Raw genomic sequence first — 23,954 nt, forward strand, 5'->3', positions numbered from 1 at the left:
ATTACGAAAAAAACGTATGGACATGAAATCCAAAGCATAGTGCATTATGTAAACAGGCAACAACAGGAAGCGGTGGTTTTCCATGAGTTTACACAAGGGTGGTTTCTGCTGAAGATATAGACACCTGTTTCAAACATCTTTACAATATCAAAGATTCATCACCATAAAAATATAAGCAATGGAAACGCAAACAAAAACAACAGAAAACTTCATCACAAAGAACAGGAAGGCCCTTCTCGTCATCGGTGCCCTTATCGTGTTGTCGAAATTATCCGGCGGCAGCGGCGACAATGAATATGCCGGCGCAGAATCATCTTACGCCTCAGCTTCATCATCTTCTTCCCGGCAATCTTTGGATCCGCAAGTGGCGGGACGATGGGTGTACGAACAGCATACCACTACCACCGGTTCTGCAAGCTATGCTTCGTTTACTTCCGTGAAATACCATGATTTTAACGAAGACGGAACTTACGTATTCACTGACGGAGGTTCCTCATTGAGTGCGCCTGCCGGAGAATTGGGACGCGGTACATGGCATACAGAAGGCAGGGTCATCGTAATGGTCAGGAATGGCCAAAACTTTAGGGTTCCTTATCAGTTCTCAGACGGACAACTGGTGATGGGAAGCGGTGGAGACTATTACCACATGCACCGTTAAAAATGATTATACTAAAAGTATGGCCGCCTTTAGGCGGCTTATTCTCCTTAAAATTTAAGGGTGGGCTCAGCAACTGGCGGGTGAATAGCGGCGGATAAGAATCCCACCTTAGAGTCATTTTTATAAACCCCCTTTATTCATTCAATCAAAGTCGTTATTTAACAGCATACGTTGAGTGGTTTCTCCATGGTCTGTTTAGGTAAAATGAGAATAAACAGAAGTCTCCGGTTGCATTGAAAAAATAAATCATTAAGTCAGTAAACAGCGAGCAACAAAACGGCCGCCAACCACTTAGTTCACCTTACTTCGTGTTAAGTTCCATTTTACAAATTTTAAACTATAAAGCTCGCTCATACGTCTGCTTGCAATCCGATATTTTTTGCTCCGCAAAAATCACCATCCGCTTCTTCTCCTTTAACGAGTCCTTTTTTTCCAAAGTCCTCTGACAAATTTTCAAAACTGCCGACCTCGAGGGTCGGGAAAGAAAACCCGGTACTGTCCAACCAAGATGGCAACTTCTGAATGCACCGCACATCCGTAATTCCGACATATTTCATTCATCCTTCGCCAATCAACAGACACCTCCCATCGTTCGATGTGACCTCGAGGGTGGAAACAACAGATAGTTTAGGGAACTGCCGACCTCGAGGGTCGAAAATCAATTCCTGACGGTAGGCTGCCAGATATTGCTTTTTACGCCGATGCAAAACCGGACAAAACCTATGAATACCGCCGCATTCATCAGCAGGAAATAATGAAACCGGCGCAGTGGTTTCAGCTGTGCGCCCAACACCCCTAAAAGCAGGTCCAGCAGCGGCAGGGTTATGGTCAGCAGCAATACCGGAAGTGTCCACTCCAGCAATAAGATATAATACAGGATGAGCAGCAGAAAAGGGGTTTTCCAGCGCAGTACCTTGTGCGATAAAAAAACAAAACCCGGCATACCGAACGGATTCAAAGCCTGTTTCTTAAAGCGCCACAGGTTCTGAAAATTTCCGGTAGCGATTCGTATTTTGCGGGTAAACTCCTGCTTCCAGCCGGTGATGATGTCTTCGTAGCACACCGCCTCCTTATTGAACAAGGTATGATATTGACGCACCGCAATGGAAAATCCGATATAGAAATCATCCACCAAAAAATTGGCAGGCACCGATGTGAACAGACTTTTCCGGATGGCGTAACAACCACCGGAAGGCCCGGTAATACAGTGGTAAACGAGGGTTTCATCTTCCTTAATCCTGTTCTCATATTCCCAGTACAGGTTCTCATTTTCATTCGTTACACGTTTGGGCTGAATGTTGGCATCCACCAACCCTACCTGTTCGTCCTTAAAATACTTCACCAGCTCAAAGATGGTATTTTCGGAAAAGAGTACATTGGCATCCGTCAGGAGCAGCAAGGCATTATCCTTAAAATTCTGACCGGCAACCATCTGATTCAATACCGAAGGTTTACCCTGACGTTCGGAAAACTCCACAAGATGGACAGCCTCAGAAAACCCCGATTCTATGACATTTTTCGTTGAATCCGTGCAGTTATCCAATCCTATATGGATGTATATCTTCTCTTTGGGATATGCAGACAGCAGGATGCTGTTCAGTTTATCCCCAATGACCTTTTCTTCATTCTGAACGGGAATAAGGATATGGACTTCCGGCAAATCGTCCTCTCTGGTAAATGTTTCCAATCGAAGCGATTTACCGCCTGCCTTTCTTTTCAAAAAATAAGGATAGAGGAGATACGTGTATATCAGCAGAAAAGCAGTCAGTATAAAAACAACGTATATCAATTGGTAATCTTGACGATTTTTTTCAGTCGTTGATTCAGCCTGTTCCATGTAATGTTATACCACTCGCTCCTGAACAGCACGGAATCGTTATTGGCCTTATAGGTGAGAAACAAAGCCACCGGAAGCAATACAATCGACGACAGCCACATACCCACAAACGGGGGAAGAATCAGCTCTTTCGCCAGTTTTTCACCAATCACATTGAAGACATGGAAGACCACAAAATACAACACCGCAATCAGGATAGGCATGCCGAATCCGCCTTTGCGCACGATGGCACCCATGGCACCGCCGACAAAACAACAGGACCAGGCAGGCGAAGGAGAGGCTGAATTTCCTATACATCTCACAATAGTAATTGACATAATTCAGCTGCTTGAAAGCAAGTTGGCTCTCCGATGCATTGGTATTGTTGATCAGCCCCTGCACATTACCGGTGGTGACAGACAAACAACTACGGGTGATGTTTCTCTTAAAGACATTCCGGATATTGACTTTTGAATAATGAACGGTATCTATCGGCTTGAGGGTATCTATCGAAGGTTTCAGGGATGATAAATAAACGGAATTGTTCTTACTGATATCTTCGACACGCTTCAGCATATCTCTCTTTAAGGAATCCGCCTCCTGCAGCAACTGCGAAGCACTGAACATGATGAAGTTTGTTTTAAACAGGGACTGGTCAGTTCTTGTCATTTTAAATTCCCTTAAGTCAAAGACTTTTCTCCATTGCTTAAATTCCATCACGGTCTGTTCCGGTACGTCGTCCGGAGATCCTCCGGCCCTCTTTCGCACATCCTGGTATTGTTTTCCGTTGTATAAGGTTAATATCAGATGATCTCCCGTATTGTTCAGGGCAATGTCTCCTTTATCTGCCAGCACGACGTTGTCGTTGCCCCTGCCCTGTGAATGGTCATATACTATGATTCCGTACAGTGTCTTGTTGTCAGGGTCCTTGTGCTGGATTTTCAGGGCAAACCCGGAAATTCCGCGGTAAAAAACGCCTTCTTTTATATCCAGCGCCGGTTTCTGTTTCCGGATATCATAGAGCAGGGAATAGAACCTCAGATGCACCTGCGGCAGCAAGGTATTGGAAAAATAAAAGGCGGCAGCTGCCAGAAAAACGGTAAACACAATCAGGCTGCCCATCGTTCTGATTAACGACAACCCGCCTGCCTTATAGGCCGTAAGCTCACTGTTTTCACCGAGTGTCCCGATGACCATGGTTGAGGCCAGCAGAATGGCTAATGGCAACGCCATGGGTACTATCGTCAGGGAGAAGAGCCCGACCAGTTTCAGCAGCAACGATGTCTCCAGGCCTTTTCCGACAATATCGTCGATGTATTTCCATAGAAACTGCATCATAAAGATAAAGGTGGTCAGTCCAAAGGTGATGATCAGTGGAACGATGAAACTTCCTAATACTACTCTGTCTACCCGCTTTAACATATTTATATCTTACTCCGAAAATGACCTGCTAATTACAGCGTGCTGTAAAATTTCTTCAGTCTCGCTTCTATGCGCTCCTGTAAAAATCCGTCTTTCAGCGCTTTTTCCAATACAGGAACCGCGAACTCTTCGGTTTCCTTTATCACTTTCTGCTGAGTGATGCCATTTTCGTTTAACAGATCCGCAACGGTTTTATTATTGCAGTATTCAAAGAAGTGGTCAATGACGATCTCGCTGATTTCCTTGACGGCTGCATTTTTCAATAAATCCTTTACCACCTGTTCTCCTATCTCAAGGCTGCCTTCTATGTCTTCAAATTTAATCTTTTTGGCAACGCCGCTTATTTTCACATCTTCAATCTTATGCCAGATGGATTTGGAAGAAGCGCGCAGTTTGGCATCGCTAAACCGGTCTTTCAGGTGCTGCTCACTTTGTTTCAGTGTCTTGGATAAATTGTCAGCGATAAACTTCTTGATATTCTTATCAATCGTGTCGGAGACACCCGACAATGCGGCACCTAAGATGCCTTTACCCAAATTGAACAGGGAACCGCCGACGGTTTCGTTGCTGGGCCCGCTTTGCGATGCGAACGCCTTGATACCATCGTACAATGTATCGGCAATAATTTCACCGTACACCGGATTCTTCACCATATTTTCTATCAGCTCTTCTCTCCATTCTTTCTGGGCGATGAGCTTATCCGCAATTTCATTGTATCTTTTTTCACTGAGATAATCCGAAACCGTATGTTTGGATTGCTTCGCTTCCTTATGCAGGTGTTTCGCCAGGTCCAGCGCATATTCCTTCTGTTCTTCAGACAGCTCATAATGCTTGACATTGCGTTCTAAAAACCCCTTTACCGTTTCTGCATCTGCAATATCTTTCAATTTGACCTTTTCCAGCCATTGATACACCGCACCGGCATCTTCCCGGATGTTCGCCTTGATATTCTTTTTACTGAATTGTTCCAATTCAAACGCAACATGCGCTTCATATATTTTTTTTGTTTCTGCCTTCATACAAGTACTGATTATTGTGACCTGATGAAGTTAATACTATTTTTGAAAAAAATATTATACAAATGAATTCTTACCTGCGAATCCTTCTTCGTATAAACCAAAACAGTACGAAAAACACCAGTAAAACCAACGGCCATGCGCGGATGATACCTAATATGAAATACAGCAATCCTTTCCATCCTGCCACGAAACCTTTTCCAATCTCCCCGAAAAACCCGACGGGCGCAGAAGTCGTTTCATAAATGCTAAGATTCAATACACTCATGCCGACCCGGTCATTCAGGTATTTCAATCTGCCCTCCGCGCTTTCAATATCTGTCCGAACATTATTGAGCTCTTCCTCCACCTGCAGCACCTCTGACACATTCTTCGTCTGCTTTAATAAGTCATAATAATGCTGTTCCAGTTCTTTCTTCGTCTTTATCCTTGCCGTCACGTCAATATACTCCTCCGTCACATCCATTACCTTGACATTCTTTTCATCAAATCTGTTCACCTCCTTTTCTATATCGGTGATGAAGGTGTCAAATTTATCGGAAGGGATGCGCAGTTCCATCGTCGTCCTGACTTGATATTCATCCCGCACCTGGTTGTCGCTGGACAGATAACCGTTGAGTTTCTTTGCCTGTTCGACGATTCCGGCATGTGTTTTTCGGATGTCAGACGTTTCCCAGATAAGTGTGCCTTCTTTTGTCAGCTTGCGCTCCATCTTTACGGCTGATGGGGCAGACCCGGATGGGGACGATGTTGCAGCATCCGGAGAGGAGCCGGAAGAACTTTCCAAAACCGGTGCTGAGAATCCTCCGGCAGAGGAATCCATTTGTTTGCTTTCCCTTTTTTGACTGCACTGTGTAAAAGAAAGGAAGAGGACGGAGCCGTATAACAGGCTCCTGATTAAGAAATACTTTTTCATTTTTAGTTGGTTTGGTTGAACTAAAATTGAAGAAAGCAATCAGAATTGTAAAGGAGGATATAGTTAAATACTATTAAGCATCCCGCTTATTAGGAATAATTATGCCAGGTTGTGGAAGACGTTCTGAACATCGTCATCCTGCTCGAGTTTGTCTATCAGCTCGAGCACATCATCCGTTTCCGTTTCGTTCAACTCTTTATGAATGGACGGAATGCGGTGCAGCTCCGCACTGATTACTTCGATATTCCGGTCTTCCAGCGCTTTTTGCATCGAACCGAAGTCTGCAAATTTGGTATAGATGAGCAAATGATTCTCTTCGTCTTTTTCGAGACTGTCCAGACCGGCGTCAATCAATTCCAACTCGAGTTCATCCATATCTATACCATCCGCTTTTATTTTAAAAACCCCTTTCCGTTCAAAAATGAAATCGTGCATGCCCTGGGTTCCCATAGAACCGCCGTTTTTATTCAGGATGGTGCGCAGGTTCGCCACGGTACGGGTAGGGTTGTCGGTGGCGGTTTCAATGACCAGTGCGGTAGCATGCGGCCCCATTCCTTCATATACCACTATGGCAAAACCCTTATCGTCCTTGGAAGAAGCCCGTTTGATAGCCGCTTCTATCCTGTCTTTCGGCATCTGTGCCGCTTTCGCATTCTGTATGGCTCTGCGCAAATTCGCATTGGTATCCGGGCTGGTCCCTCCCTCTTTCACGGCCATCGCTATTTCTCTTCCGGCTCTGGTAAAGGCTTTCGCCATCCGGTCCCAACGGGCAAATTTTGCTGCTTTACGATATTCAAACGCGCGTCCCATAAAAAAATTTAGTTTACTGTATTCTGTGCGCAAAGATAAAATTTATAAAACAAGTAACAAACAAGGCATATTTTATATTTTTAGAAGATGATTCAGAAAAAGAAGAAAGATTTTATCAAAAAGCATGAGTATCCGGGCGGCAGGAAAGCCTTTCAGGAATTTATTAAATCGCATTTGACCTACCCGGAAAATGCCCGGAAAAACAGGGTTGAAGGTGATGTGTTTTTAGAGTATCAGGTGGGATTTGACGGGCAGGTATCACATGTAAAAGTACTAAAAGGGATTGGTGCAGGATGTGATGAAGAGGCTGTCAGAATCCTGAAATTGTTGAAATTCGCGCCGCAGAAGAACCACGGAGTCAGAATTATTTCCACCCATAAAATCAAGATGCATTTTCAACTGCCGAAAGAGACAGAAAAGAAAGCAGTTCAAATCCGGTATGCTGTTCCTGTTAAAGCTGCTGATAAAAAGAAAACAGGAAAAAGTGGTTACTCTTACACCCTAAAATTCTAGACATCCAGGAAACGGCTCCTGATTTCGGGAGATGGTATCATGCAACTGTCTTTCTTGCCAAACCAATTATAGCGGTTACGTGCGATGATATCGTAAAAAAAATCCGTTACAACCTTCGGAAGTACTGAAAAAAGGAGAAGCAGTCGCCAGATACCACCGAAATAACGGGCTATCCGAAAGGCAGCTGCGGATTTGAAATAAGCCTTGTTGTTTTCAACAAATACCACACCTTCCAGTGTTTCGGGCATCTTATAATATTCCAGCAATTCTTTTCCGATTGCAGACTGAAGGCTTGCAAACTGAAGTGAGTTTGTTTTATCGTGTTTTATAATAAACTGTACACTGGATGCACAGAAATTACATACCCCGTCGAACAATACCACCTTATCTAATTCACGGCTATTCACTCTTGATAAATTTGTTTGAACCTGTCTGATGGGTAGTAAGGTTGGTTAACTGAATAACATAAGCCGCTGCGGGAAGTTCATGAATGTCAATATATCCCGAAGCAGAAAGGTTTGTTTGCAGAAGCAGAACACCATTAAGCCCGAATATTTCCAGGTGGCTTTTTTCTTTAATGCCTTCTATATACAGCTGACTCGCAGCCGGGTTTGGGTAAATTTTGACTTCATATGCATTGACCTTCCAATGACGAATGCTGGTCAGATAGCTGGGCAGTGGTTTTCCCACCACCGGGTTGACAATCATCGTCCCCGCCAGATCCGACTCCCGCCATTTCGTTACGCCGTCCACATAAAAATTGCGGTTGGAATGATTGTTGTTTCTGTCGAATCCTACAATCAGCGTCTCTTTGTTTTCTACTATCAGACCAATGGCAAAGGTATCGCTCAGGACAAGCGGAAATGCAGCGCCATTCAATAAAAAAGTTGGTTTTATCGGAGCATAGTAAAAGCCGTTTAAGGTATCCGCGCCATTCTCCGCTACTAGGTCTGCTATCTTCAGGTTATTTTGCTGATAAATCAAATCATCCGCGTTATAAACGGCGTTTCTGGAAAAATTTTTCCAGACGCAAATACTGAACTTTGCCAGGCTGTTATCGGGCCGAACGGGAAAGAACTGCAACTTAACGGCCTGCAGTGTGTCCGGTTTACGCATGCCATACTTCACCGCCATTTTATAATTATCCAGTCCGGTAACCCAAAAACCACGCTCCGGAGTGCCGTCATCGTAGGCAAAAAAATTGCTGAAAACCTGTTCATGCGAAACGGCGTTGTTGGCCTGCACTTTTGCAGGTTCCCCGGCTTCCGCCGACACATCAAAGTGATAATCCACTTTAACGACAACCGTATCATCCGTCAAATCTGTGGGGATATTGAACTTGGGGTATAGAATCGGATTGGTGGTGATTGGCCCGAAGTCTCTGGATGGCCCGCTGAAGGAGGCGATATTGGCAGCAGTATTTACCACATTCGCTTCATAAAAATCCACGATATCCGTGGTGGCATTGATAAAATTATTTCTGACAACCACCTGAATACTGTCTGCCAGATCTGTCGTGTCAAACTGGTTGTAGGGCATTGCATAATAATCCTTCAGCAGGCTTGGCGGCAGAAACTCATAGGCCATTTCCTTTATATTGACTTCAGCAGAAGTATCCCTGTTTTTGTCCAGTTTCACGTAATCAATATGCCACGTGTCATTCGCACCGTTGAGGCTGCCAAATGACTGGAATCTGAACTGGAATTTATCCGATAGAAAGGGTGTATCCACTTTTACAAATACCTGACGCATACTGAGTATGGTATCTGCAGTAGCCTGCCACATGATGTTCCAGTTGCCGGAAGTATCTAAAAAATGTACCGTGATTAAATCATTGGGGGCGGTAGGCGTTTCACCAAAATCACCACTCAGGTAATAAAAACTCAGAAAAACATTATCGTTTGTTGTCAGGCCGGATAAATCTATGGGATTAGATGTCAGCTTATCCGCTGCACCGGAAGCATCTAACAGCAAACTGTATGGTTTTCCGGAAGCATCGGTTCCGTCGAATGTTGCCACCCCGACGGTAACTGTTTCTTTAGGATAAGTGGTATTGATGAAAACAAAATTATCCTCCCACAAGGCCGGGTCCGGAAAAATATCCTTTTGGTAAAAGTCATCAAAAAAAGGCAGTGACAGAGCACTTACCCTCTTGTTTGCCTTTTGTTGTAAGAAATCAGCATTTGTTTTGGCATTCATCCCCGGATGTAACCTGAGTGGAGTTAAAGCCTCCTTTTGTGCCATGGCATTCAACCCTGTCAGAAAAATGATTATACTGCTGCAAATTGATTTCATCATTGGCTATGTTCTTTTACGGTTGAGGTTCTTCTGCTTTTTGCTGACGAATGAATAACTGAACGGTATTTCCGGGTCCCAGTTTGCCGGGCTGACCGTATTTGGGTTCCTGGTCGTAGACATAGGCACTCATGGTATCGGTTATGCTTCCGTCTGCCAGCAACATACCGACATTCAAATGTACCGCATCCAGCACGGCTCGTGCTTCCAGCACGGTCAGGTCAGTCAACGGCGGTACCTCCACTATCTGGTTTCCAAACCCGTCCCCCAGCACCAGATCGACCACCGTACCCTTGGGAACCACCAAACCGGGTTTCACTATCTTGCCATTTAACTGGATATTCAATACGGCATCTTTCGCCATGTCGGGAATATACACCAAATTTCCGGGTACCAATCCCCAACTGTTTAATATTAGTTCCGCCTGTCGTCTAGAATTGTCTATCACATCCGGAATCTTGACACTAGGGGGCTGAGATGCGTTTAAGGTGATGTAGACTTTTCTGTTCTCCTTCACTTTTGCGCCTTTTCCGGGTTGCTGATCCAGTACTGACAATGGCGGTTTGGAAGCATCATATGTGGAGTCTGTCACCAGAAAATCAAGATCATAATTGCTCAGTTCCTTTTTGGCTTCATACAGCGATTTGCCTTTTATGTTTGGTACAGAGACATAATCTCCGTGCATGGTGTACACGTTCAGTCCTAAAAAGGTGACTATGAGCAGCCCTATGGTGGCTCCGAAAACATATAGTATGGTTAATGAAATTTTGCCCATTCAAAAAGCATTCATCTATCTTCAAACGTCAAACGGAGCCGATTATTCTCCATGCTCAAAAATAGGGAAATTAAGCAAATAATTCCCTATGGTTCTTTCTCACAATAGTTTATAATCTTTGTCGTTGTATTCCTGCTTCGCCATTATATTTACAAAAAAAACAGCAGCCCATGACAAAACAGCGTATCGGATTGGTTTTCGGAGGAAAATCTCCGGAACATGAGGTATCCATCATCTCGGCAAGAAATATCTACAATGCCATCAATAAGGATACGTTTGATGTTGTACTGATCGGTATTTCCCAAAACGGACAATGGTATCTGGAAAGTGAAACCAATTTACTGGATGAACATGCCGTTGTAGGAAAAGAAGGAATACAGCTGGGGGTTATCTTTGGCAGCGCCAAGAACCATATGATGCGTCTGGATAATCAGGCATTCTTGGAAGATGTAGATGTCATTTTTCCTATTACCCACGGTCCCAACGGAGAAGACGGAACCCTGCAGGGCGTTTTCACCCAGTTAGATATTCCTTTTGTAGGACCGGGCGTACTGGGCTCCGCCGTGGCGATGGACAAAGATTTTACAAAACGTATATTACGGGATGCCGGTATCGGACATGCAAAAGGCATTACTTTTTATAAAAACCGGAAAGGAGCCATTTCTTATTCCGAGACAACCAGGGAATTAGGCGGACTAGTGTTTATCAAACCCTGCAATATGGGTTCTTCCGTGGGCGTGAGCAGGGCAACCAATGAAGCCGGGTTTTACAAAGCGCTGGATGAAGCATTTAAATTTGACACCAAAGTACTGGTAGAGCAAGCTGTTACAGGCAGAGAGCTGGAATGTGCCGTACTGGGTAATGAACTTATTGAAGCCAGTACTGTAGGTGAAATCGTCATGGAAAAAGGCTTTTACGATTTTGAAAACAAATATGTGAATGACAATGCCAGAATATATATCCCAGCACCCGATATTTCGGATGCCCAACTGCAAAAAATCCAGGAAACCGCGCGTAAGGCTTATCATGCGCTGGGACTGGAAGGGTTGAGCAGAATCGATGTTTTCCTGACTGAAAAAGATGAAGTCATTGTCAATGAACCCAACACGCTGCCAGGTTTTACCTCTATCTCCATGTACCCTAAGCTTTGGGAAGCATCCGGGCTGAAATATGCCGATTTAATTGAAAAGCTGATTGAATTAGCCATTTCCAGGCACCGGAGAGACAGCAGTCTGCAACGCACCAGAGTCATTCAGTGAGTTGATTCGTACATTTTAGCTTCCTTCTTACCGTTTACGCAGTAAAACATCCCGTTTACTCATTATTTCTTGACCTAAATCAAGAAATATGCAACTTTGGTGTACCAAGCCACTAAAACCATAAACTATGAAAAAGCTATTATTTCTAATGTGTTTCGCAACGATGGGAGTTACAGCATTAGCCGCACGAAAGAATGACGCACAGAATCCCGTTGTCGGTAGCTGGAAATTCAGCAGACAAAGCAATCAGAATGAATTCCGGAAAGTAATGGCCAATGATGCCAGTAAAGACTACCAGTCGGAATATTTCATATTTGAAGGTGATAACAAATTCCGGCATGAATTTGTAAACGAAAAGGGAGTCATTGTTAAAGTACTCAAGGGTAAATGGAAAACCACCGGCGATAAAATAAAAATCGATTACAGTGACATCGATTACAACCTGACCATCAGCTATTTCTTTCTGGACAATGACCTGGTTCTCGGACAAAATTTCAATCACGTGATATTTTCCAAAGACAATACGGAAAATCAGAACTACGCTTTAAAATAATCTGTTCCCACACTTCAATTACCTTTAAAGCGGAAGAAGACTGACGATGTTCAGTCTTCTTTTTTATATCACACTTTCATTTTTTATTGAAAGTTCTAAAATATTTACATACTTGGATTTAACACGCCTCCCTTAAAATGAGGGCTAATTTTACGTTCCGGTAATATACCGTATCCGTTTGTTTCGGGAAGTTTAATATTCACATTGGATTAACCTGACATTTACACCAAGTACATTTTTATATCAAACTTTCGTAATTGGAATAAGTTGACAAACATCAATGATCGGGTATATCTTTGCAGTATCAAATTATTCACAATTAAATCTTTTTAAAAAATGGAATTCGCACAAAAATTCAAAGACGCAGTAGACAGTTTTACTGCAGAAACAAAAGCAAACGTAACGGAATTACGTTACAACGTGGAAAACACTGTTAAAAATGCGGTGAGTGAAGCAAAAGAAGAAGTGGAGTTACAAAAAAATCACCTTAAAACAACATCTGAAAGAATTCAGTCCAAACTGAAAGGACCTTTCACCGTGGAAAAAATCCAGTCTGATGTTAAAGAAGAAGCTGAAATTTTAGTAGCAGACCTTAAAACAACCCTCAACAGGAATGCTGACAGGGTAAAAGGTTTATTCAACCACGCTTCTGAAAAAATCGAACAACAAGTGGAAGAAGTTAAAGCTGAAGTAAAAAAAGCTACTTCTAAAGCAAAAGCAAGAGTAGAAAAGGCTGCGTAAGCACCTTTTCCCCAACCATTTTTAAAAAGAGCCGCCACTAAATGTAGAGCGGCTCTTTTTTTCATGTTGAATGAATCAAGATTTAGCTATTTTTACCCATTCAGCAACAACGCCAAAGCAATGTATGTAGACGAACAAAGTAAGAGCGTTTAAGTAACCAGTAAACAATACCTAATCACCAACCATGCGAATTGCAGGCACTATCCCTCATCCCATTTTGAAAATCACGGTCATGCAGATGAATAACCGGTATGTGTTGAAATTAGAAGCGAATATGCTTGAACAGACCTATAAGTTTCATGAGGATGAACGGCTGAGAACGATGGAGGATATGGAAAGGCTGGTGGATGAAACTTTTCTGCATGAATGTATCCGGCGCTTCGCGGAAATGAATGCAAGCAGGGGGGAAAGTTATCAAAGAAATATTTCAGAACAGTCCTAACACCTTAATTCGATGCTGCCATATCGGGAGTTTGGTATCTGCCTTTGATAAATTCCTGTGCTATTAAATCAGCCGTTTCCCTTCCGCTGCGCAACGCTGATTCCATGCTTCCTACCGACAACCCATCGCCGCAGGCATAAACAGTGCTGCTGATTTTTTTAGAGAATCGCACCTCATCCAATATCGGTTTGAACGGCATTGCGTATTTGATATGGTAGGTTTTCAGATGATGCCAGTCCATCACTTTCAGTCCAAACCATTCTGACAATTCCGTCAGCGACCTGACCACCAATTCATCATCATCCAGATCGTGTTCTTTAATTATATTGACGGCCACCAGATGCTTTCCTTTAGGTGCATATTCCGGATGCAGTAAGGTTGGCAAAAACACATGGTTTACCAAACCGCCTTCGTCACCGTTCAGCATCACTACCGGCTTGCTTACAGGTGGTTTTTCCGTAGAGAAATAAAGGGTCGATACATGCGAGCATTCGGCAGGCATCACCTTATCACCCATAATCAGATTGGCATCGATGGCATTGGTGGCCACTACCACAAATCTGGCTTCCAGAAAATCTCCGTTGATAAACTCTACGCCATTATCCAGCACCCTTTTCACTTTCGTTTTAAAGCAAATGGAGCCGGGTTCCAATTTCCGTGCAATGGACTCGGCAATTTTACCGATACCCTCCTTCGGAAGCGCCACATGATCCTGAAACAGGGATTTCAGGTAAATCTTAGAGAAACGGGAAGAGGATTGTAAATTGTAATCAAAAATATTGGCGGCAATCATAGGGCGAAAAAATGAATCAATCAATCTTTTACTGAAGCCGTTTTTGGATAAATATTCAAATGTGGAGGATTCCTTTTCTTTGACTAGCTGGTTGTAAGAGGTGGTTTTCAGCTTTACATACAATCCGAACAAACGCATCTTATCAGAAAAGGAAGCATTTTTCGCCAATGCCGTAGAAACCGTATCAATGGTCTGGTAAATGGGATTGGTAAAGAGATTAAATGTACCCTGATACCTCAATAAATAGCCGGGATACGAATTTTTTAATGCCAGTTCATTTATGTTAATAATTTTCGAGAGCTCTGTTGTGGAATGGTGGTAAAAATGCAGCCCTCTGTCCAATGTATATCCTTCAAACTTATCAGACCTGGCTCTGCCACCTACTTGTGAGGAAACCTCCAACACTTTCACGTTCAACCCCTTGCGTTGCAAATAATAGGCAGCCGACAAGCCTGAAAAGCCTGCCCCCACTACAACCACATCAATAGCTTCCATAGAATAGTAAAATTAGAGCAAATAGCGCTTGACCATCCATCGGTCAGATTAATTAAGCATTAAGCAAACCTTATGATTAGGTTGAAAATCAACAAACAAACCCATCTAATTGGTTTTGATCACCAATGGAGGCGTAGTGATGACATTGCTGTTATGACCGGCTCTGTCGCGTATATAAATATCAAAAATGAGGGTATCCAATGGTTTTTGCAAGAGCAGCAAATCAGCTTCATCTATAAGTCCGCTCAGGGTACCACCCAGTTTAATTTCGATGGTACCGGAAATAGCATCAGAGGTTCCTCTTTTGGGAATATAGGGGATATTGGAAGTGTCTTCCTTGTTGTATTTCACCGTTTTGATGAAAATAGAATTTACATTCACCACGTCGTCCGTAGTGAGTAAACCCAAATCGCCGTCTCCATCCGTAAATTTCAGGAACATAGATCCGGCTGTCAGTGCCTGGTAAGGATTTGCTACATTAATGGTGTCAAATTCCAGTGTCGGTTCAATCGGATATTCAGGTGTTTTAAAACAGGAAACCATACCAAAACAGGAAACAGCAATAACGATTAGGATAAGAATTCTGTTGTTCATTTGTTTTCTTTTAACTTTGTCCCGTGCAGCAATTGATTTCAAAAATACAACAAAAAATCTTTTCCGGTGAAGGATTTGATTTTGAACAGACGGCACTGGAAGTTTTTGAATTCCAATATACACACAATTCCGTTTACAGACAATTCACCGATTACTTAAAAATAAACCCCAAAAATGTAACATCCGTTCTTCAGATACCATTTTTACCCATAGAATTCTTTAAAACACACCGGATCATTTCAGATAACGGACAACCTCAGAAAATATTTGAAAGCAGTGGTACCACCGGCCAACTTACCGGCAAACACCTGGTGGCTGATCTAAATCTTTATGAAGAAAGTTTTCAAAAAGGGTTCGTGCAATTTTACGGAAACATTAAAGACTGGACAATACTGGCTTTGCTGCCCTCCTATCTGGAACGCAACAGCTCCTCACTCATCTACATGATAAATGACCTTATTCAAAAATCGGAAAAGGAAGATTCCGGATTTTACCTTTATAACCTGGAAGAATTAGCAAAAAAAATCTCAAATCTCTCCTCTCAAATCTCACCTCCAAAGATCTTACTGATCGGTGTCACCTTTGCTCTCCTGGATTTTGCTGAACAATACCCCATGGATTTACCCGGTGTAACAGTTATGGAAACCGGAGGCATGAAAGGAAAAAGGGAGGAAATAACGAGAGCTGAAGTGCATAACCTTCTGAAAAAGGCATTTAACCTGAAACAGGTCCATTCAGAATACGGCATGACGGAATTATTGTCGCAGGCTTACTCCAAAGGGGAGGGTATCTTTCAAACTCCTCCCTGGATGAAAATCCTGAAACGGGATATCTACAACCCGTTGTCTGTCTGCATCGAACCGGGCAGAGGCGGGCTGAACGTAATTGACCTTGCCAATATCCATTCCTGTGCTTTTATAGCAACACAAGATGTTGTAAACATGCTCGTTGATGATCATTATGAAATATTGGGAAGATTGGACAACTCAGACATACGCGGATGCAACCTGATGGTCACTTCCAGTTTTTAATTTCGTGCTGGACCCGTTTCAGCGGCAGGCCCATTACATTGAAGAATTCACCTTCTACTTTTTCCACCCCTATAAATTCCTGTACATTGTACGCACCGGCTTTATCCAGGGGCTGAAACTCGTTTACATATGCCTTGATTTCCTCATCACTCAGGTTTTTAAAGTGTACCTTGGCCAGTTCGGAGAATGAAATCTGCATTTTGTTTTTCCGGATACTTATCCCTGTCACCACATCGTGGGATCTCCCATTCAACGATTTTAAAAACTTAAATGCCTGATCCAGGCTTTTGGGTTTTCCGATAAGTTTATTATCCAGTATCACCACTGTATCGGCACACAGGATAAAATCATCATCCTGTCCTAAATAGGAATAAATGTCAAAAATCTTCAATTTGGAAAGATACTCGGCCACTTTGTAGTAGTTCATATCAAACGGAAACCGTTCTTCAATCTTGGGTTTCACCACCTCCACCTCAAAACCGGCATCCGAAAGAATTTCCAGTCTTCGGGGTGATTTTGAACCTAAAATGATTTTAACAGGAGCATACATTGAATCAAACCAGCTTCTTTAAGAAATTGGCATATTGTACAAAAACGTACGGACCAATTCCGGAGTAAAAATACAACATCGTACTGATACCAATAACCATGAAAACCTTTATCAAATTGCTAATTAAATGGTAGTTTCTGACATATTTTGCCCTGAAAATAAGAAAATTTATAAGGAATACTGGAATAATCAGCAGGAATAAGACAAAATAAGCAATATTTTTCTTTTCCAAACCAGGAAAAAACCAAACAAAACTAGCCAACAGGACCAGCAGCAAGATACTGATCACAAAGGCACTTATTTTTGCACCGGTGTGGCCAAAGACAATTGGAATGGATTTACAGCCGTACTGCTCATCACCCGCCTGGTCTTCAATATCTTTAACGATTTCCCGCAGGAAAGTGGTTAAAAAGGCGAATAATCCATAAACGGTTGCGGCAATGGCAATACCGCTGTGAACATATCGTTCGTTGGCTGTCATATCCGGATTATCGGTACTCTCAAACAATGCAATGATAAAGACGGTAAAGGAAGTACATAATGCAATGATGAGATTGCCGACAATCAGTTGTTTTTTGAACGTGTGCGCATAGAAATTCAACAGCACCATGATGACAACAGGTATGGAAGACAAGCGGTAATTTTTTGTCAGTAGGGCAAGCACCAGCGTACAGGCGATTCCAAGTCCGCATAAAATCGTATAGAATTTATAGGCGGCATCTTCGGATACTGACTCACCAACAATCACCTTGTGAGAACGGTTTACGGCATCAATATCGCTGTCAAAGATATCATTGACCACATATCCTCCTGCGGCAATGAATATTGTCGTGAGTACCAGCAGCAGGAATTCCGTTCCGGACAGGACCGGTTCTATATAAAAGAATTTATAGGGAGTTGCTGCCACAATGCAAATGCGAAACAGGTACATCGTCAATACAATCATCATCAGATTAAGCGGCCTAATTAATTTCAGATAATTCATTTCAAAACTTTAAGTATTGTGATTCATTTCAGTTCTTCAAACCATTTACCCTGTACCTTCAGCACCATTTCAATCACCTCCCGCACACAGCCATCCCCTCCTTTTCGGAGACAGATATAATCCGCGACAGATTGTATTTCCGGAACGGCATCACTCGGACAACATTTCAATCCACACATCTGCATGGAGGCGTGATCCGGGATATCATCCGCTATATACAGTACGTTTTCAGCCGCTATTTCAGTCTGCGCTAAAAACTCCCGCAAGACCTTTACCTTATCCGCAACCTTGTAATAATTATGCTTTACGCCAACTGTATCAAACCGTTTGTGTACCGCAGCGGAAGTACCTCCGGTTATTATACAAACCTCGTATCCCTGCTGAATGGCATGTTTCAGTGCAAAGCCATCCTTGGCATTAAACGTTCTTAACAAATCTCCGGCTTCCGTTGCAACAAGCTCATTATTGGTAAATACGCCGTCCACATCAAACACAAAGGCTTTTATGAAAGGTAATTTGCTGTAAAAATGCTCTTCTGACATGGGGCAAAGATACATTTAGTATGCTGATTCGGCAATAATACCACAGATTGGGTATGTATTTTAATTTTTTTGGTACTAAATTTGTTTTACAAGTCAAAATACGTTTTCTATGAGAAATCTAATCCTGCTTTTACTGACGATGGGTTCGTTCACCATCCATTCTGCGGCTCAAACCAACAGAGTTATTTTATGTGATTCGTATGATGATAACGGTGTCCCCACCGGCGTCAACAAGAACTGGGACATATCCAAGAATGGTTCCTATGTCTATATCCTTTACACGCAGGATAAGCCAATTACAAATAAACTATTATTGTATGTAGATAAAAAAACCGCTGCCGGCAGTTATGCCGCTTTCGACACGCAGGATTTCACTTATGACCCAAAGACAGACAGGAAGAAATTTGCTGTTTATGATTATAAATTCACAGAATCCGGCGACTATAAAATCTCTGTAGTGAGTACCGGAGACAATAAGGAACTGGCATCTTCGCTGACCAACATCGCTTTTATGAAGGATGAGAAAGTAAAAGAGAAAAGCACCGATGCCAACGATACTTATTATTACGAAAACTCCACAATGATTTTTGGGGATAGCGTAGATGCTAAAGCTGTTGTAAAAGGAGAAGCCGGTACTTTCAAACTGATAAACGGAAAAAGGGATATAGTCGTTAAACTGTCACAGGATGAAGACCTGAATGTCACCCAGATCATAATGGACGTTTATGGCGGCACAGACTATAAGGAAAAAATCTACTCCAAAACGTTTGACATAGCCAGCAAAACCTGGAATTGGGTAAAAATGCCGGTCAATTTTACCAAAACAGGAAAATATGTGATTGACTTATATACCCAGGATGACGTGTTTATCAACAGCGGTTATGTTGAAATAACCAGATAATGGCCTTGATAAATAACGTACCTTTATTGCATCTAACCATTTAAACACTTTGCACGGATGCGCCAGTTATTCTGTTCTTATGCTTTATTGATCCTATTGTCAGCTTCGGCAGAAAACAAGCTGCTGTTGTGCAGTTCGTATTCAGAAAGCGGAGAATACTCAGGTGTTTTCCCATCCTGGAACATTACCCAGGACGGAAGCTATATGCACCTCTTTTATGAATCTGACACACCGGTAAATGATACCCTTTCCGTTCTTATTTTTAAAACTTTTGACCGCAGGGACACCAACTTCTATGAATACGACCGGTATTATCTTTTGCCCGGACCTTCCAAAGAATGGGCTGCCAACAAATATACGTTTAGACATCCCGGAAACTATCGTTTTTTAGTCTTTGACCTCAAAAAAGATTTATTACTGCAATCGTATAACACGCTCCTTGAATTTGAAAATAGTGTGTACGATTCTCATTTTACAGACACCTGGTACTATCTGAATACACAGTTGACTTTTTGCGACAGTGTGGTGAAAGGAAATATCATAGGGAGAAAAAACAGCTTCACCTATAACCCGAATGGGACTAAAGTGGTGGTGTATATCGGACAAGGCAATCAGCTGGCATTGAAATCCGATCATATTCTGGCAAAAATCTATAAGATAGAAGGTGCGAAAAGGACATGGATAAAATCAAATCCATACTATACCGAGTTCAGCTGGTACTGGACATATCTTCCAATATATCTGAATGAAAGGGGGAATTATCTGGTAGAACTGTATAATGAACAGGACGTCTATATTAACAGCGCCGCACTGGAAATAAAATAACTACCAGACGGCATGATGGTCCTCCGCCACGCCGAAAGCCGTAAACTTCTCCTGTTTTCCGTCAATTACAACCGTGCCGTCAATCGTACCGAAAGGCTGTATAAACCGGCTCTTCAAGAAAAGAGCATTCAGGTTTTCACTCCTCGCTCCCTTTGGGGATAAATGACAACTCAGGATTCCATCCTTTGTTTCAATCAGCCAGTCTGTTTTATCAAATGGTTTCTGAAAACTAAATGTTGCCGAAGACAGCAGCGTTTTCTTTCCATCCACCCAGAGAATGTTTTCCATATTTTCATTGAACCTGTCCACGAGATTGACGGCAATTGTTTTTTCAGTCTCCGTGATGCCTATAAAGGAAAGCCAGTTCCAGATGGTTTCCCGCGGCGGATACCCTTTTGTAAAATCAATGGATCCGTATTTACCACTGGTTGCATAGGTATTGCTGCCGCCGTTGTTGATCTGCACTTTTACAGGCACACACTGATTTTTGTAGGTAAAGTTAAAAGGGCGATTATCCCTGGAAGGCGCTACGATACTGGCACCCTCTGCTGTATTTTGCGCATCAATATACATCTTATATTTCCCGATGTACTGCATGGACATCTTGCCATTTTCCGTCTTAATGGAATAATTTCCCAACTTCCATTCGCTGTCTAAATTTGGATTGAAATCCGCCGGAAACCCAAGCGGCAATGTTGTCTTGTCTTCCACAAAAACACCGTCCATGAGAGAATAGAAATAGGAAAAGGCTGTCGCCACCATGCCTGCATCTGCTATGGCAAAGCCGCATATCAGTTCAGGGCTGAACACACCAAAAAAAACCCATGCCTTACGCTCTGTTCTGCGCTTCTTAGCCAGCAACCCCTGTTTATCCCAAAAAGATGTATCCGTATTGCCGATGAGGTCATCGTATACTCCAAATGGGATATGAGTGTCGTTTTGTAACAGAGAAGGATGTTTAGGTAAAATCATTTCCTAAGATAGCAAATAATCTGCAAACACAGATGCGTTGTCAATAACTTCTTATCCGATGTTATGCCAATACGCCGCCATATAATTCCGCACGCTGAGCCTGGACCTTGGAATCGGCAAGGTAATCATCGTAGGACATCAATTTATCCAGCATCCCGTTCGGCGTCAGCTCTATGATTCTGTTGGCGATGGTATGGGTAAAGGTATGGTCATGAGACGTGAACACCATTGTTCCCTGATAATCAATCAGCCCATTATTCAGTGCGGTAATGGATTCCAGGTCAAGGTGATTGGTAGGCTCATCTAAAATTAAGAAATTGGCCTCTTCCAGCATCGTTTTACTCATCATGCAACGCACCTTCTCGCCTCCGGACAATACGGTACATTTTTTCAGCGACTCTTCTCCGCTGAACAGCATCCTGCCTAAAAATCCACGTATGAACGTTTCATCTTTTTCTGCCGAGTATTGCCTCAGCCAATCCACCAGATTTAAATCCGGATTCTGGAAATAAGAAGCATTGTCATTCGGTACGTAAGATCTGGTTATCGTTACGCCCCATTTGATCTCTCCTTTTTTGGCGGCCTGTTCACCGGCAAGCACTTTGAAGAAATTGGAAATAATCAAACCGTCTTTGGAAATGAAAGCGATCTTATCGCCTTTATTTACCGTTAACGTCACATCCCGGAACAAACGGGTGCCGTCCGCCAGATCAAATGCCAGATTATGAACATCCAGTATCATATCACCGGCCTCCCTGCTTTGCTTGAAGAAGATGCCCGGATACTTCCTGCTCGAAGCCTTGATCTGTTCAATATCCAGTTTCTCCAACGCTTTCTTACGCGATGTCGCCTGCTTGGATTTGGAAGCATTGGCACTGAATCGTGCAATGAAATCCAGCAACTCCGCTTTCTTGGCTTCGTTTTTCTTGTTTTTGTCCGCACGTTGTTTCAGCAACAATTGGGAAGTTTCATACCAGAACGTATAGTTACCGGTATATAAATTGATTTTACTGAAATCGATATCCACGACATGCGTACACACCATGTCTAAAAAGTGACGGTCGTGGGATACGACAATCACCGTGTTTTTAAAATCCGCCAGAAAATCCTCCAGCCAGGAAATGGTATTCACATCGAGGTCGTTGGTAGGCTCATCGAGAATCAGGATATCAGGGTTGCCGAATAAGGCCTGTGCCAGCAACACCTTAATCTTATCGGAAGAAGGCAATTCCTTCATCAGTTTGTAATGCTCGCTTTCCTTCACCCCCAGGTTGCTCAGCAATTCCGCCGCGTCGCTTTCCGCATTCCAGCCGTCCATTTCAGCGAACTCCGCTTCCAGGTCACCTACACGATGCCCGTCTTCGTCCGTGAAATCCGCTTTGGCATACAGTGCATCCTTTTCCTTCATCACTTCATACAATCGCTTGTTACCCATCATCACCGTATCGAGTACGGTCACTTCGTCAAATTCAAAGTGGTTCTGTTTCAATACCGACATCCGTTCGCCGGGAGATATCTCAATATTTCCGGTAGTGGATTCTATTTCACCGGAAAGGATTTTCAGGAAAGTAGATTTCCCTGAGCCATTGGCACCAATGACACCATAGCAGTTACCATGCGTGAATTTTATATTGACTTCATCGAACAATACACGTTTGCCATATTGCAGGGATAAATTATTAACTGTAATCATACAAAAAAAAGAGATTTGCGCAAAGGTACGGATTTTAAGGTAAGGTTCTAAGTTATTCGTTATAAGGAATTTGGATTTAATGATTTTTTGATATCCATTATTATCATGACCATTAAGAAATACCCCTGGAGTGCTTACCAATCACAAAATTCGTATCCGTCTCCATTCTAATTTAATCTGAAAATTGGATGCCAAAGCGTTTATTTTTGTATTTTTAAGTAATCAAAAACGTAAAACTATTCTTATGAAAATTAAATTAAAAGCGGAAAACCCTTTGGAGTGGCTGGCATTAAAACTCAATCTTGCCCCCCTGCCACTGGTCGATACGCAGATAGCGTTTACCGCTGCCAGGGCCATCATGGCAGCGGCAGAACTGGGAATTTACGAAGCCATCGGAAAAAACGCAAAATCAGCCGATGAGGTTGCTAAAAGTTGTAATACCCACCCGCACAGCACGGCTCAACTCCTTAACTGCCTGGTAGGAATCGGATACCTGAACTATGCTGATGGAAACTATTCCCTGAAACCCAGCTACCATAAATGGCTGCTCAAAGAGAATGAATCCAATATCATTGGCAAGCTTCGTTTTCAATTGCTGGAATGGAACTGGGTGGGGCAACTGGAAGATTTTGTCCGTACTGGCAAACCATTAGACCTGCACAGCAACATTAAGCCGGAGGAATGGGAATTGTATCAGGACGGCATGCGCGATCTTTCCGTCAATGCGGCCAAAGAACTTGCCGGAAAAATACCGATTGCAAAAGGCAGCACCCGTATGCTGGACATCGGCGGCTCCCATGGCTTATATTCTATTGAACTCTGTAAAAAACATCCCGGCTTGACTTCCACCATTCTGGAACTGCCCGGTGCGATAGAAAGTGCCAGCTCTATCGCAAAACGCTACGACACCTCAGGCAGCGTAAGCTACCAGTCAGGCAATGCCCTTACGGATGATTTGGGTACGGAGCAATTTGACCTGGTGATGATCAACAATGTCGTGCATCATTTCACTCCGGAACAAAACAAGGCGCTGGCGCAGAAAATTGCAAAAGCGCTGAAACCCGGTGGCATCTATTCCATCGGGGAACTCATCCGCGCAGAAAAACCGGGCGATGGAGGTATCATGGCTTCCACCACAGGCCTCTACTTTTCGCTTACCAGCTCTTCCGGGAACTGGTCTGAATCTGAAATATCCTCCTGGCAAAAAGCGGCAGGGTTGAAATCATTAAAGCCTGTATCCACTATGTCAATGCCTGGATGGAAAATGATTATGGCACAGAAGTAAACTTCCGGAAAGATTACTTTAACCCAACTGAATGCTGCACCTTGTAGGCAGTTTTCAATTATTTGACCATTT

26 protein-coding genes are annotated in these 23,954 nt (G+C 42.9%); 10 read left to right on the top strand and 16 right to left on the bottom strand.

Going from position 1 to position 23,954, the window contains the following annotated elements; translation table 11 throughout:
* Positions 1 to 178 precede the first annotated feature (178 nt).
* Positions 179 to 658 carry a hypothetical protein gene (locus IPM95_04885; GenBank protein MBK9328651.1) on the top strand — a complete coding sequence of 160 codons (480 nt, stop codon included), beginning with the start codon at positions 179 to 181 and terminating at the stop codon, positions 656 to 658.
* Positions 659 to 1,316: 658 nt separating this feature from the next.
* Here IPM95_04885 and IPM95_04890 read toward each other — a convergent pair.
* From IPM95_04890 to IPM95_04915, 6 genes are all read right to left on the bottom strand, one after another.
* A complete protein-coding gene (locus IPM95_04890; protein MBK9328652.1) occupies positions 1,317 to 2,378 on the bottom strand; it encodes a glycosyltransferase in 1,062 nt (353 codons plus the stop codon).
* 65 nt (positions 2,379 to 2,443) lie between these two features.
* Positions 2,444 to 2,731: an LptF/LptG family permease gene (locus IPM95_04895; protein MBK9328653.1), complete on the bottom strand. Its 288-nt coding sequence runs from the start codon at positions 2,729 to 2,731 to the stop codon at positions 2,444 to 2,446.
* Positions 2,637 to 3,896 carry an LptF/LptG family permease gene (locus IPM95_04900; protein ID MBK9328654.1) on the bottom strand — a complete coding sequence of 420 codons (1,260 nt, stop codon included), beginning with the start codon at positions 3,894 to 3,896 and terminating at the stop codon, positions 2,637 to 2,639. Before IPM95_04900 ends, IPM95_04895 begins: the two co-directional genes overlap by 95 nt.
* A 32-nt stretch (positions 3,897 to 3,928) precedes the next feature.
* Positions 3,929 to 4,915, bottom strand: a complete 987-nt coding sequence (locus IPM95_04905; protein MBK9328655.1) for a hypothetical protein — start codon at positions 4,913 to 4,915, stop codon at positions 3,929 to 3,931.
* Between the two features lie 70 nt (positions 4,916 to 4,985).
* On the bottom strand, positions 4,986 to 5,828 hold the full coding sequence (locus IPM95_04910; GenBank protein ID MBK9328656.1) for a DUF4349 domain-containing protein: 843 nt from the start codon (positions 5,826 to 5,828) through the stop codon (positions 4,986 to 4,988).
* Between the two features lie 99 nt (positions 5,829 to 5,927).
* Positions 5,928 to 6,638 carry a YebC/PmpR family DNA-binding transcriptional regulator gene (locus tag IPM95_04915; protein ID MBK9328657.1) on the bottom strand — a complete coding sequence of 237 codons (711 nt, stop codon included), beginning with the start codon at positions 6,636 to 6,638 and terminating at the stop codon, positions 5,928 to 5,930.
* 87 nt (positions 6,639 to 6,725) lie between these two features.
* Here IPM95_04915 and IPM95_04920 point away from each other — a divergent pair, with 87 nt between their 5' ends.
* Positions 6,726 to 7,151, top strand: coding sequence for an energy transducer TonB (locus tag IPM95_04920; GenBank protein MBK9328658.1), 426 nt, complete (start codon positions 6,726 to 6,728; stop codon positions 7,149 to 7,151).
* Here the strand turns inward: IPM95_04920 and IPM95_04925 are convergent.
* Genes IPM95_04925 through IPM95_04935 form a run of 3 tightly spaced genes read right to left on the bottom strand, consistent with a single transcriptional unit; the run spans position 7,148 to position 10,221 of the window.
* A complete protein-coding gene (locus IPM95_04925) occupies positions 7,148 to 7,558 on the bottom strand; it encodes a thiol-disulfide oxidoreductase DCC family protein (GenBank protein ID MBK9328659.1) in 411 nt (136 codons plus the stop codon). The two genes, IPM95_04920 and IPM95_04925, sit on opposite strands and share 4 nt — an antisense overlap.
* Positions 7,551 to 9,449, bottom strand: a complete 1,899-nt coding sequence (locus IPM95_04930; protein ID MBK9328660.1) for a T9SS type A sorting domain-containing protein — start codon at positions 9,447 to 9,449, stop codon at positions 7,551 to 7,553. The genes IPM95_04925 and IPM95_04930 overlap by 8 nt, the downstream gene beginning before the upstream one ends.
* Before the next feature lie 13 nt (positions 9,450 to 9,462).
* A complete protein-coding gene (locus tag IPM95_04935) occupies positions 9,463 to 10,221 on the bottom strand; it encodes a PASTA domain-containing protein (protein ID MBK9328661.1) in 759 nt (252 codons plus the stop codon).
* A 170-nt stretch (positions 10,222 to 10,391) separates the two neighbouring features.
* Here IPM95_04935 and IPM95_04940 point away from each other — a divergent pair, with 170 nt between their 5' ends.
* The 4 genes from IPM95_04940 to IPM95_04955 all read left to right on the top strand — a co-directional run bounded on the left by IPM95_04940 (position 10,392) and on the right by IPM95_04955 (position 13,216).
* Positions 10,392 to 11,480, top strand: a complete 1,089-nt coding sequence (locus tag IPM95_04940) for a D-alanine--D-alanine ligase (GenBank protein ID MBK9328662.1) — start codon at positions 10,392 to 10,394, stop codon at positions 11,478 to 11,480.
* Positions 11,481 to 11,607: 127 nt separating this feature from the next.
* A complete protein-coding gene (locus IPM95_04945; GenBank protein ID MBK9328663.1) occupies positions 11,608 to 12,033 on the top strand; it encodes a hypothetical protein in 426 nt (141 codons plus the stop codon).
* A 336-nt stretch (positions 12,034 to 12,369) separates the two neighbouring features.
* Complete coding sequence (locus tag IPM95_04950; GenBank protein MBK9328664.1) at positions 12,370 to 12,774, top strand: hypothetical protein; 405 nt, start codon at positions 12,370 to 12,372, stop codon at positions 12,772 to 12,774.
* A 184-nt stretch (positions 12,775 to 12,958) separates the two neighbouring features.
* Entirely contained in the window at positions 12,959 to 13,216 is a 258-nt protein-coding gene (locus IPM95_04955; protein MBK9328665.1) for a hypothetical protein, read from the top strand.
* Between the two features lie 4 nt (positions 13,217 to 13,220).
* Here IPM95_04955 and IPM95_04960 read toward each other — a convergent pair whose 3' ends face one another.
* Complete coding sequence (locus IPM95_04960; GenBank protein ID MBK9328666.1) at positions 13,221 to 14,504, bottom strand: FAD-dependent oxidoreductase; 1,284 nt, start codon at positions 14,502 to 14,504, stop codon at positions 13,221 to 13,223.
* 105 nt (positions 14,505 to 14,609) lie between these two features.
* The gene (locus IPM95_04965) at positions 14,610 to 15,098 is read right to left on the bottom strand and encodes a hypothetical protein (protein ID MBK9328667.1); all 489 of its coding nucleotides are present in this window, start codon (positions 15,096 to 15,098) and stop codon (positions 14,610 to 14,612) included.
* A 44-nt stretch (positions 15,099 to 15,142) separates the two neighbouring features.
* On the opposite strand from IPM95_04965, the gene IPM95_04970 reads away from it, so the two are divergent.
* Entirely contained in the window at positions 15,143 to 16,129 is a 987-nt protein-coding gene (locus IPM95_04970) for an acyl transferase (protein ID MBK9328668.1), read from the top strand.
* On the opposite strand, the gene maf is transcribed toward IPM95_04970, so the two are convergent.
* The 3 genes from maf to IPM95_04985 are packed head-to-tail and all read right to left on the bottom strand — an operon-like array spanning position 16,113 to position 18,206.
* Positions 16,113 to 16,679 carry a septum formation protein Maf gene (gene maf / locus IPM95_04975; GenBank protein MBK9328669.1) on the bottom strand — a complete coding sequence of 189 codons (567 nt, stop codon included), beginning with the start codon at positions 16,677 to 16,679 and terminating at the stop codon, positions 16,113 to 16,115. The two genes, IPM95_04970 and maf, sit on opposite strands and share 17 nt — an antisense overlap.
* A 4-nt stretch (positions 16,680 to 16,683) precedes the next feature.
* Positions 16,684 to 17,664, bottom strand: coding sequence for a geranylgeranylglycerol-phosphate geranylgeranyltransferase (locus tag IPM95_04980; protein MBK9328670.1), 981 nt, complete (start codon positions 17,662 to 17,664; stop codon positions 16,684 to 16,686).
* Positions 17,665 to 17,687: 23 nt separating this feature from the next.
* A complete protein-coding gene (locus IPM95_04985) occupies positions 17,688 to 18,206 on the bottom strand; it encodes a 3-deoxy-D-manno-octulosonate 8-phosphate phosphatase (GenBank protein ID MBK9328671.1) in 519 nt (172 codons plus the stop codon).
* Between the two features lie 109 nt (positions 18,207 to 18,315).
* On the opposite strand from IPM95_04985, the gene IPM95_04990 reads away from it, so the two are divergent.
* Positions 18,316 to 19,107, top strand: a complete 792-nt coding sequence (locus tag IPM95_04990; protein MBK9328672.1) for a hypothetical protein — start codon at positions 18,316 to 18,318, stop codon at positions 19,105 to 19,107.
* A gap of 57 nt (positions 19,108 to 19,164) precedes the next feature.
* Positions 19,165 to 19,932 (top strand): hypothetical protein, encoded by a 768-nt coding sequence (locus IPM95_04995; GenBank protein ID MBK9328673.1) that lies wholly within the window; start codon positions 19,165 to 19,167, stop codon positions 19,930 to 19,932.
* On the opposite strand, the gene IPM95_05000 is transcribed toward IPM95_04995, so the two are convergent.
* Entirely contained in the window at positions 19,933 to 20,904 is a 972-nt protein-coding gene (locus IPM95_05000) for a DUF2804 domain-containing protein (protein ID MBK9328674.1), read from the bottom strand.
* Positions 20,905 to 20,965: 61 nt separating this feature from the next.
* On the bottom strand, positions 20,966 to 22,597 hold the full coding sequence (locus tag IPM95_05005) for an ATP-binding cassette domain-containing protein (GenBank protein MBK9328675.1): 1,632 nt from the start codon (positions 22,595 to 22,597) through the stop codon (positions 20,966 to 20,968).
* 244 nt (positions 22,598 to 22,841) lie between these two features.
* Between IPM95_05005 and IPM95_05010 the strand changes: the two genes are divergently transcribed.
* Positions 22,842 to 23,882 (top strand): class I SAM-dependent methyltransferase, encoded by a 1,041-nt coding sequence (locus IPM95_05010; GenBank protein ID MBK9328676.1) that lies wholly within the window; start codon positions 22,842 to 22,844, stop codon positions 23,880 to 23,882.
* Positions 23,883 to 23,954 lie beyond the last annotated feature (72 nt).

It is taken from the genome of Sphingobacteriales bacterium (assembly GCA_016719635.1).
Taxonomy (GTDB): Bacteria; Bacteroidota; Bacteroidia; order Chitinophagales; family JADIYW01; genus JADJSS01.

What these genes read in the sequence shown, in the direction of transcription:
- IPM95_04935 (MBK9328661.1), bottom strand. Translation starts at nt 10,221, where the DNA reads ATGGGCAAAATTTCATTAACCATACTATATGTTTTCGGAGCCACCATA.
- IPM95_04930 (MBK9328660.1), bottom strand. Translation starts at nt 9,449, where the DNA reads ATGATGAAATCAATTTGCAGCAGTATAATCATTTTTCTGACAGGGTTG.
- IPM95_04915 (MBK9328657.1), bottom strand. Translation starts at nt 6,638, where the DNA reads ATGGGACGCGCGTTTGAATATCGTAAAGCAGCAAAATTTGCCCGTTGG.
- IPM95_04995 (MBK9328673.1), top strand. Translation starts at nt 19,165, where the DNA reads ATGCGCCAGTTATTCTGTTCTTATGCTTTATTGATCCTATTGTCAGCT.
- IPM95_05005 (MBK9328675.1), bottom strand. Translation starts at nt 22,597, where the DNA reads ATGATTACAGTTAATAATTTATCCCTGCAATATGGCAAACGTGTATTG.
- IPM95_04920 (MBK9328658.1), top strand. Translation starts at nt 6,726, where the DNA reads ATGATTCAGAAAAAGAAGAAAGATTTTATCAAAAAGCATGAGTATCCG.
- IPM95_04895 (MBK9328653.1), bottom strand. Translation starts at nt 2,731, where the DNA reads ATGGGTGCCATCGTGCGCAAAGGCGGATTCGGCATGCCTATCCTGATT.
- IPM95_04965 (MBK9328667.1), bottom strand. Translation starts at nt 15,098, where the DNA reads ATGAACAACAGAATTCTTATCCTAATCGTTATTGCTGTTTCCTGTTTT.
- IPM95_04955 (MBK9328665.1), top strand. Translation starts at nt 12,959, where the DNA reads ATGCGAATTGCAGGCACTATCCCTCATCCCATTTTGAAAATCACGGTC.
- IPM95_04990 (MBK9328672.1), top strand. Translation starts at nt 18,316, where the DNA reads ATGAGAAATCTAATCCTGCTTTTACTGACGATGGGTTCGTTCACCATC.
- IPM95_04940 (MBK9328662.1), top strand. Translation starts at nt 10,392, where the DNA reads ATGACAAAACAGCGTATCGGATTGGTTTTCGGAGGAAAATCTCCGGAA.
- IPM95_05010 (MBK9328676.1), top strand. Translation starts at nt 22,842, where the DNA reads ATGAAAATTAAATTAAAAGCGGAAAACCCTTTGGAGTGGCTGGCATTA.
- IPM95_04950 (MBK9328664.1), top strand. Translation starts at nt 12,370, where the DNA reads ATGGAATTCGCACAAAAATTCAAAGACGCAGTAGACAGTTTTACTGCA.
- IPM95_04985 (MBK9328671.1), bottom strand. Translation starts at nt 18,206, where the DNA reads ATGTCAGAAGAGCATTTTTACAGCAAATTACCTTTCATAAAAGCCTTT.
- IPM95_04905 (MBK9328655.1), bottom strand. Translation starts at nt 4,915, where the DNA reads ATGAAGGCAGAAACAAAAAAAATATATGAAGCGCATGTTGCGTTTGAA.
- IPM95_04900 (MBK9328654.1), bottom strand. Translation starts at nt 3,896, where the DNA reads ATGTTAAAGCGGGTAGACAGAGTAGTATTAGGAAGTTTCATCGTTCCA.
- IPM95_04980 (MBK9328670.1), bottom strand. Translation starts at nt 17,664, where the DNA reads ATGAATTATCTGAAATTAATTAGGCCGCTTAATCTGATGATGATTGTA.
- IPM95_04910 (MBK9328656.1), bottom strand. Translation starts at nt 5,828, where the DNA reads ATGAAAAAGTATTTCTTAATCAGGAGCCTGTTATACGGCTCCGTCCTC.
- IPM95_05000 (MBK9328674.1), bottom strand. Translation starts at nt 20,904, where the DNA reads ATGATTTTACCTAAACATCCTTCTCTGTTACAAAACGACACTCATATC.
- IPM95_04945 (MBK9328663.1), top strand. Translation starts at nt 11,608, where the DNA reads ATGAAAAAGCTATTATTTCTAATGTGTTTCGCAACGATGGGAGTTACA.
- IPM95_04960 (MBK9328666.1), bottom strand. Translation starts at nt 14,504, where the DNA reads ATGGAAGCTATTGATGTGGTTGTAGTGGGGGCAGGCTTTTCAGGCTTG.
- IPM95_04885 (MBK9328651.1), top strand. Translation starts at nt 179, where the DNA reads ATGGAAACGCAAACAAAAACAACAGAAAACTTCATCACAAAGAACAGG.
- maf (MBK9328669.1), bottom strand. Translation starts at nt 16,679, where the DNA reads ATGTATGCTCCTGTTAAAATCATTTTAGGTTCAAAATCACCCCGAAGA.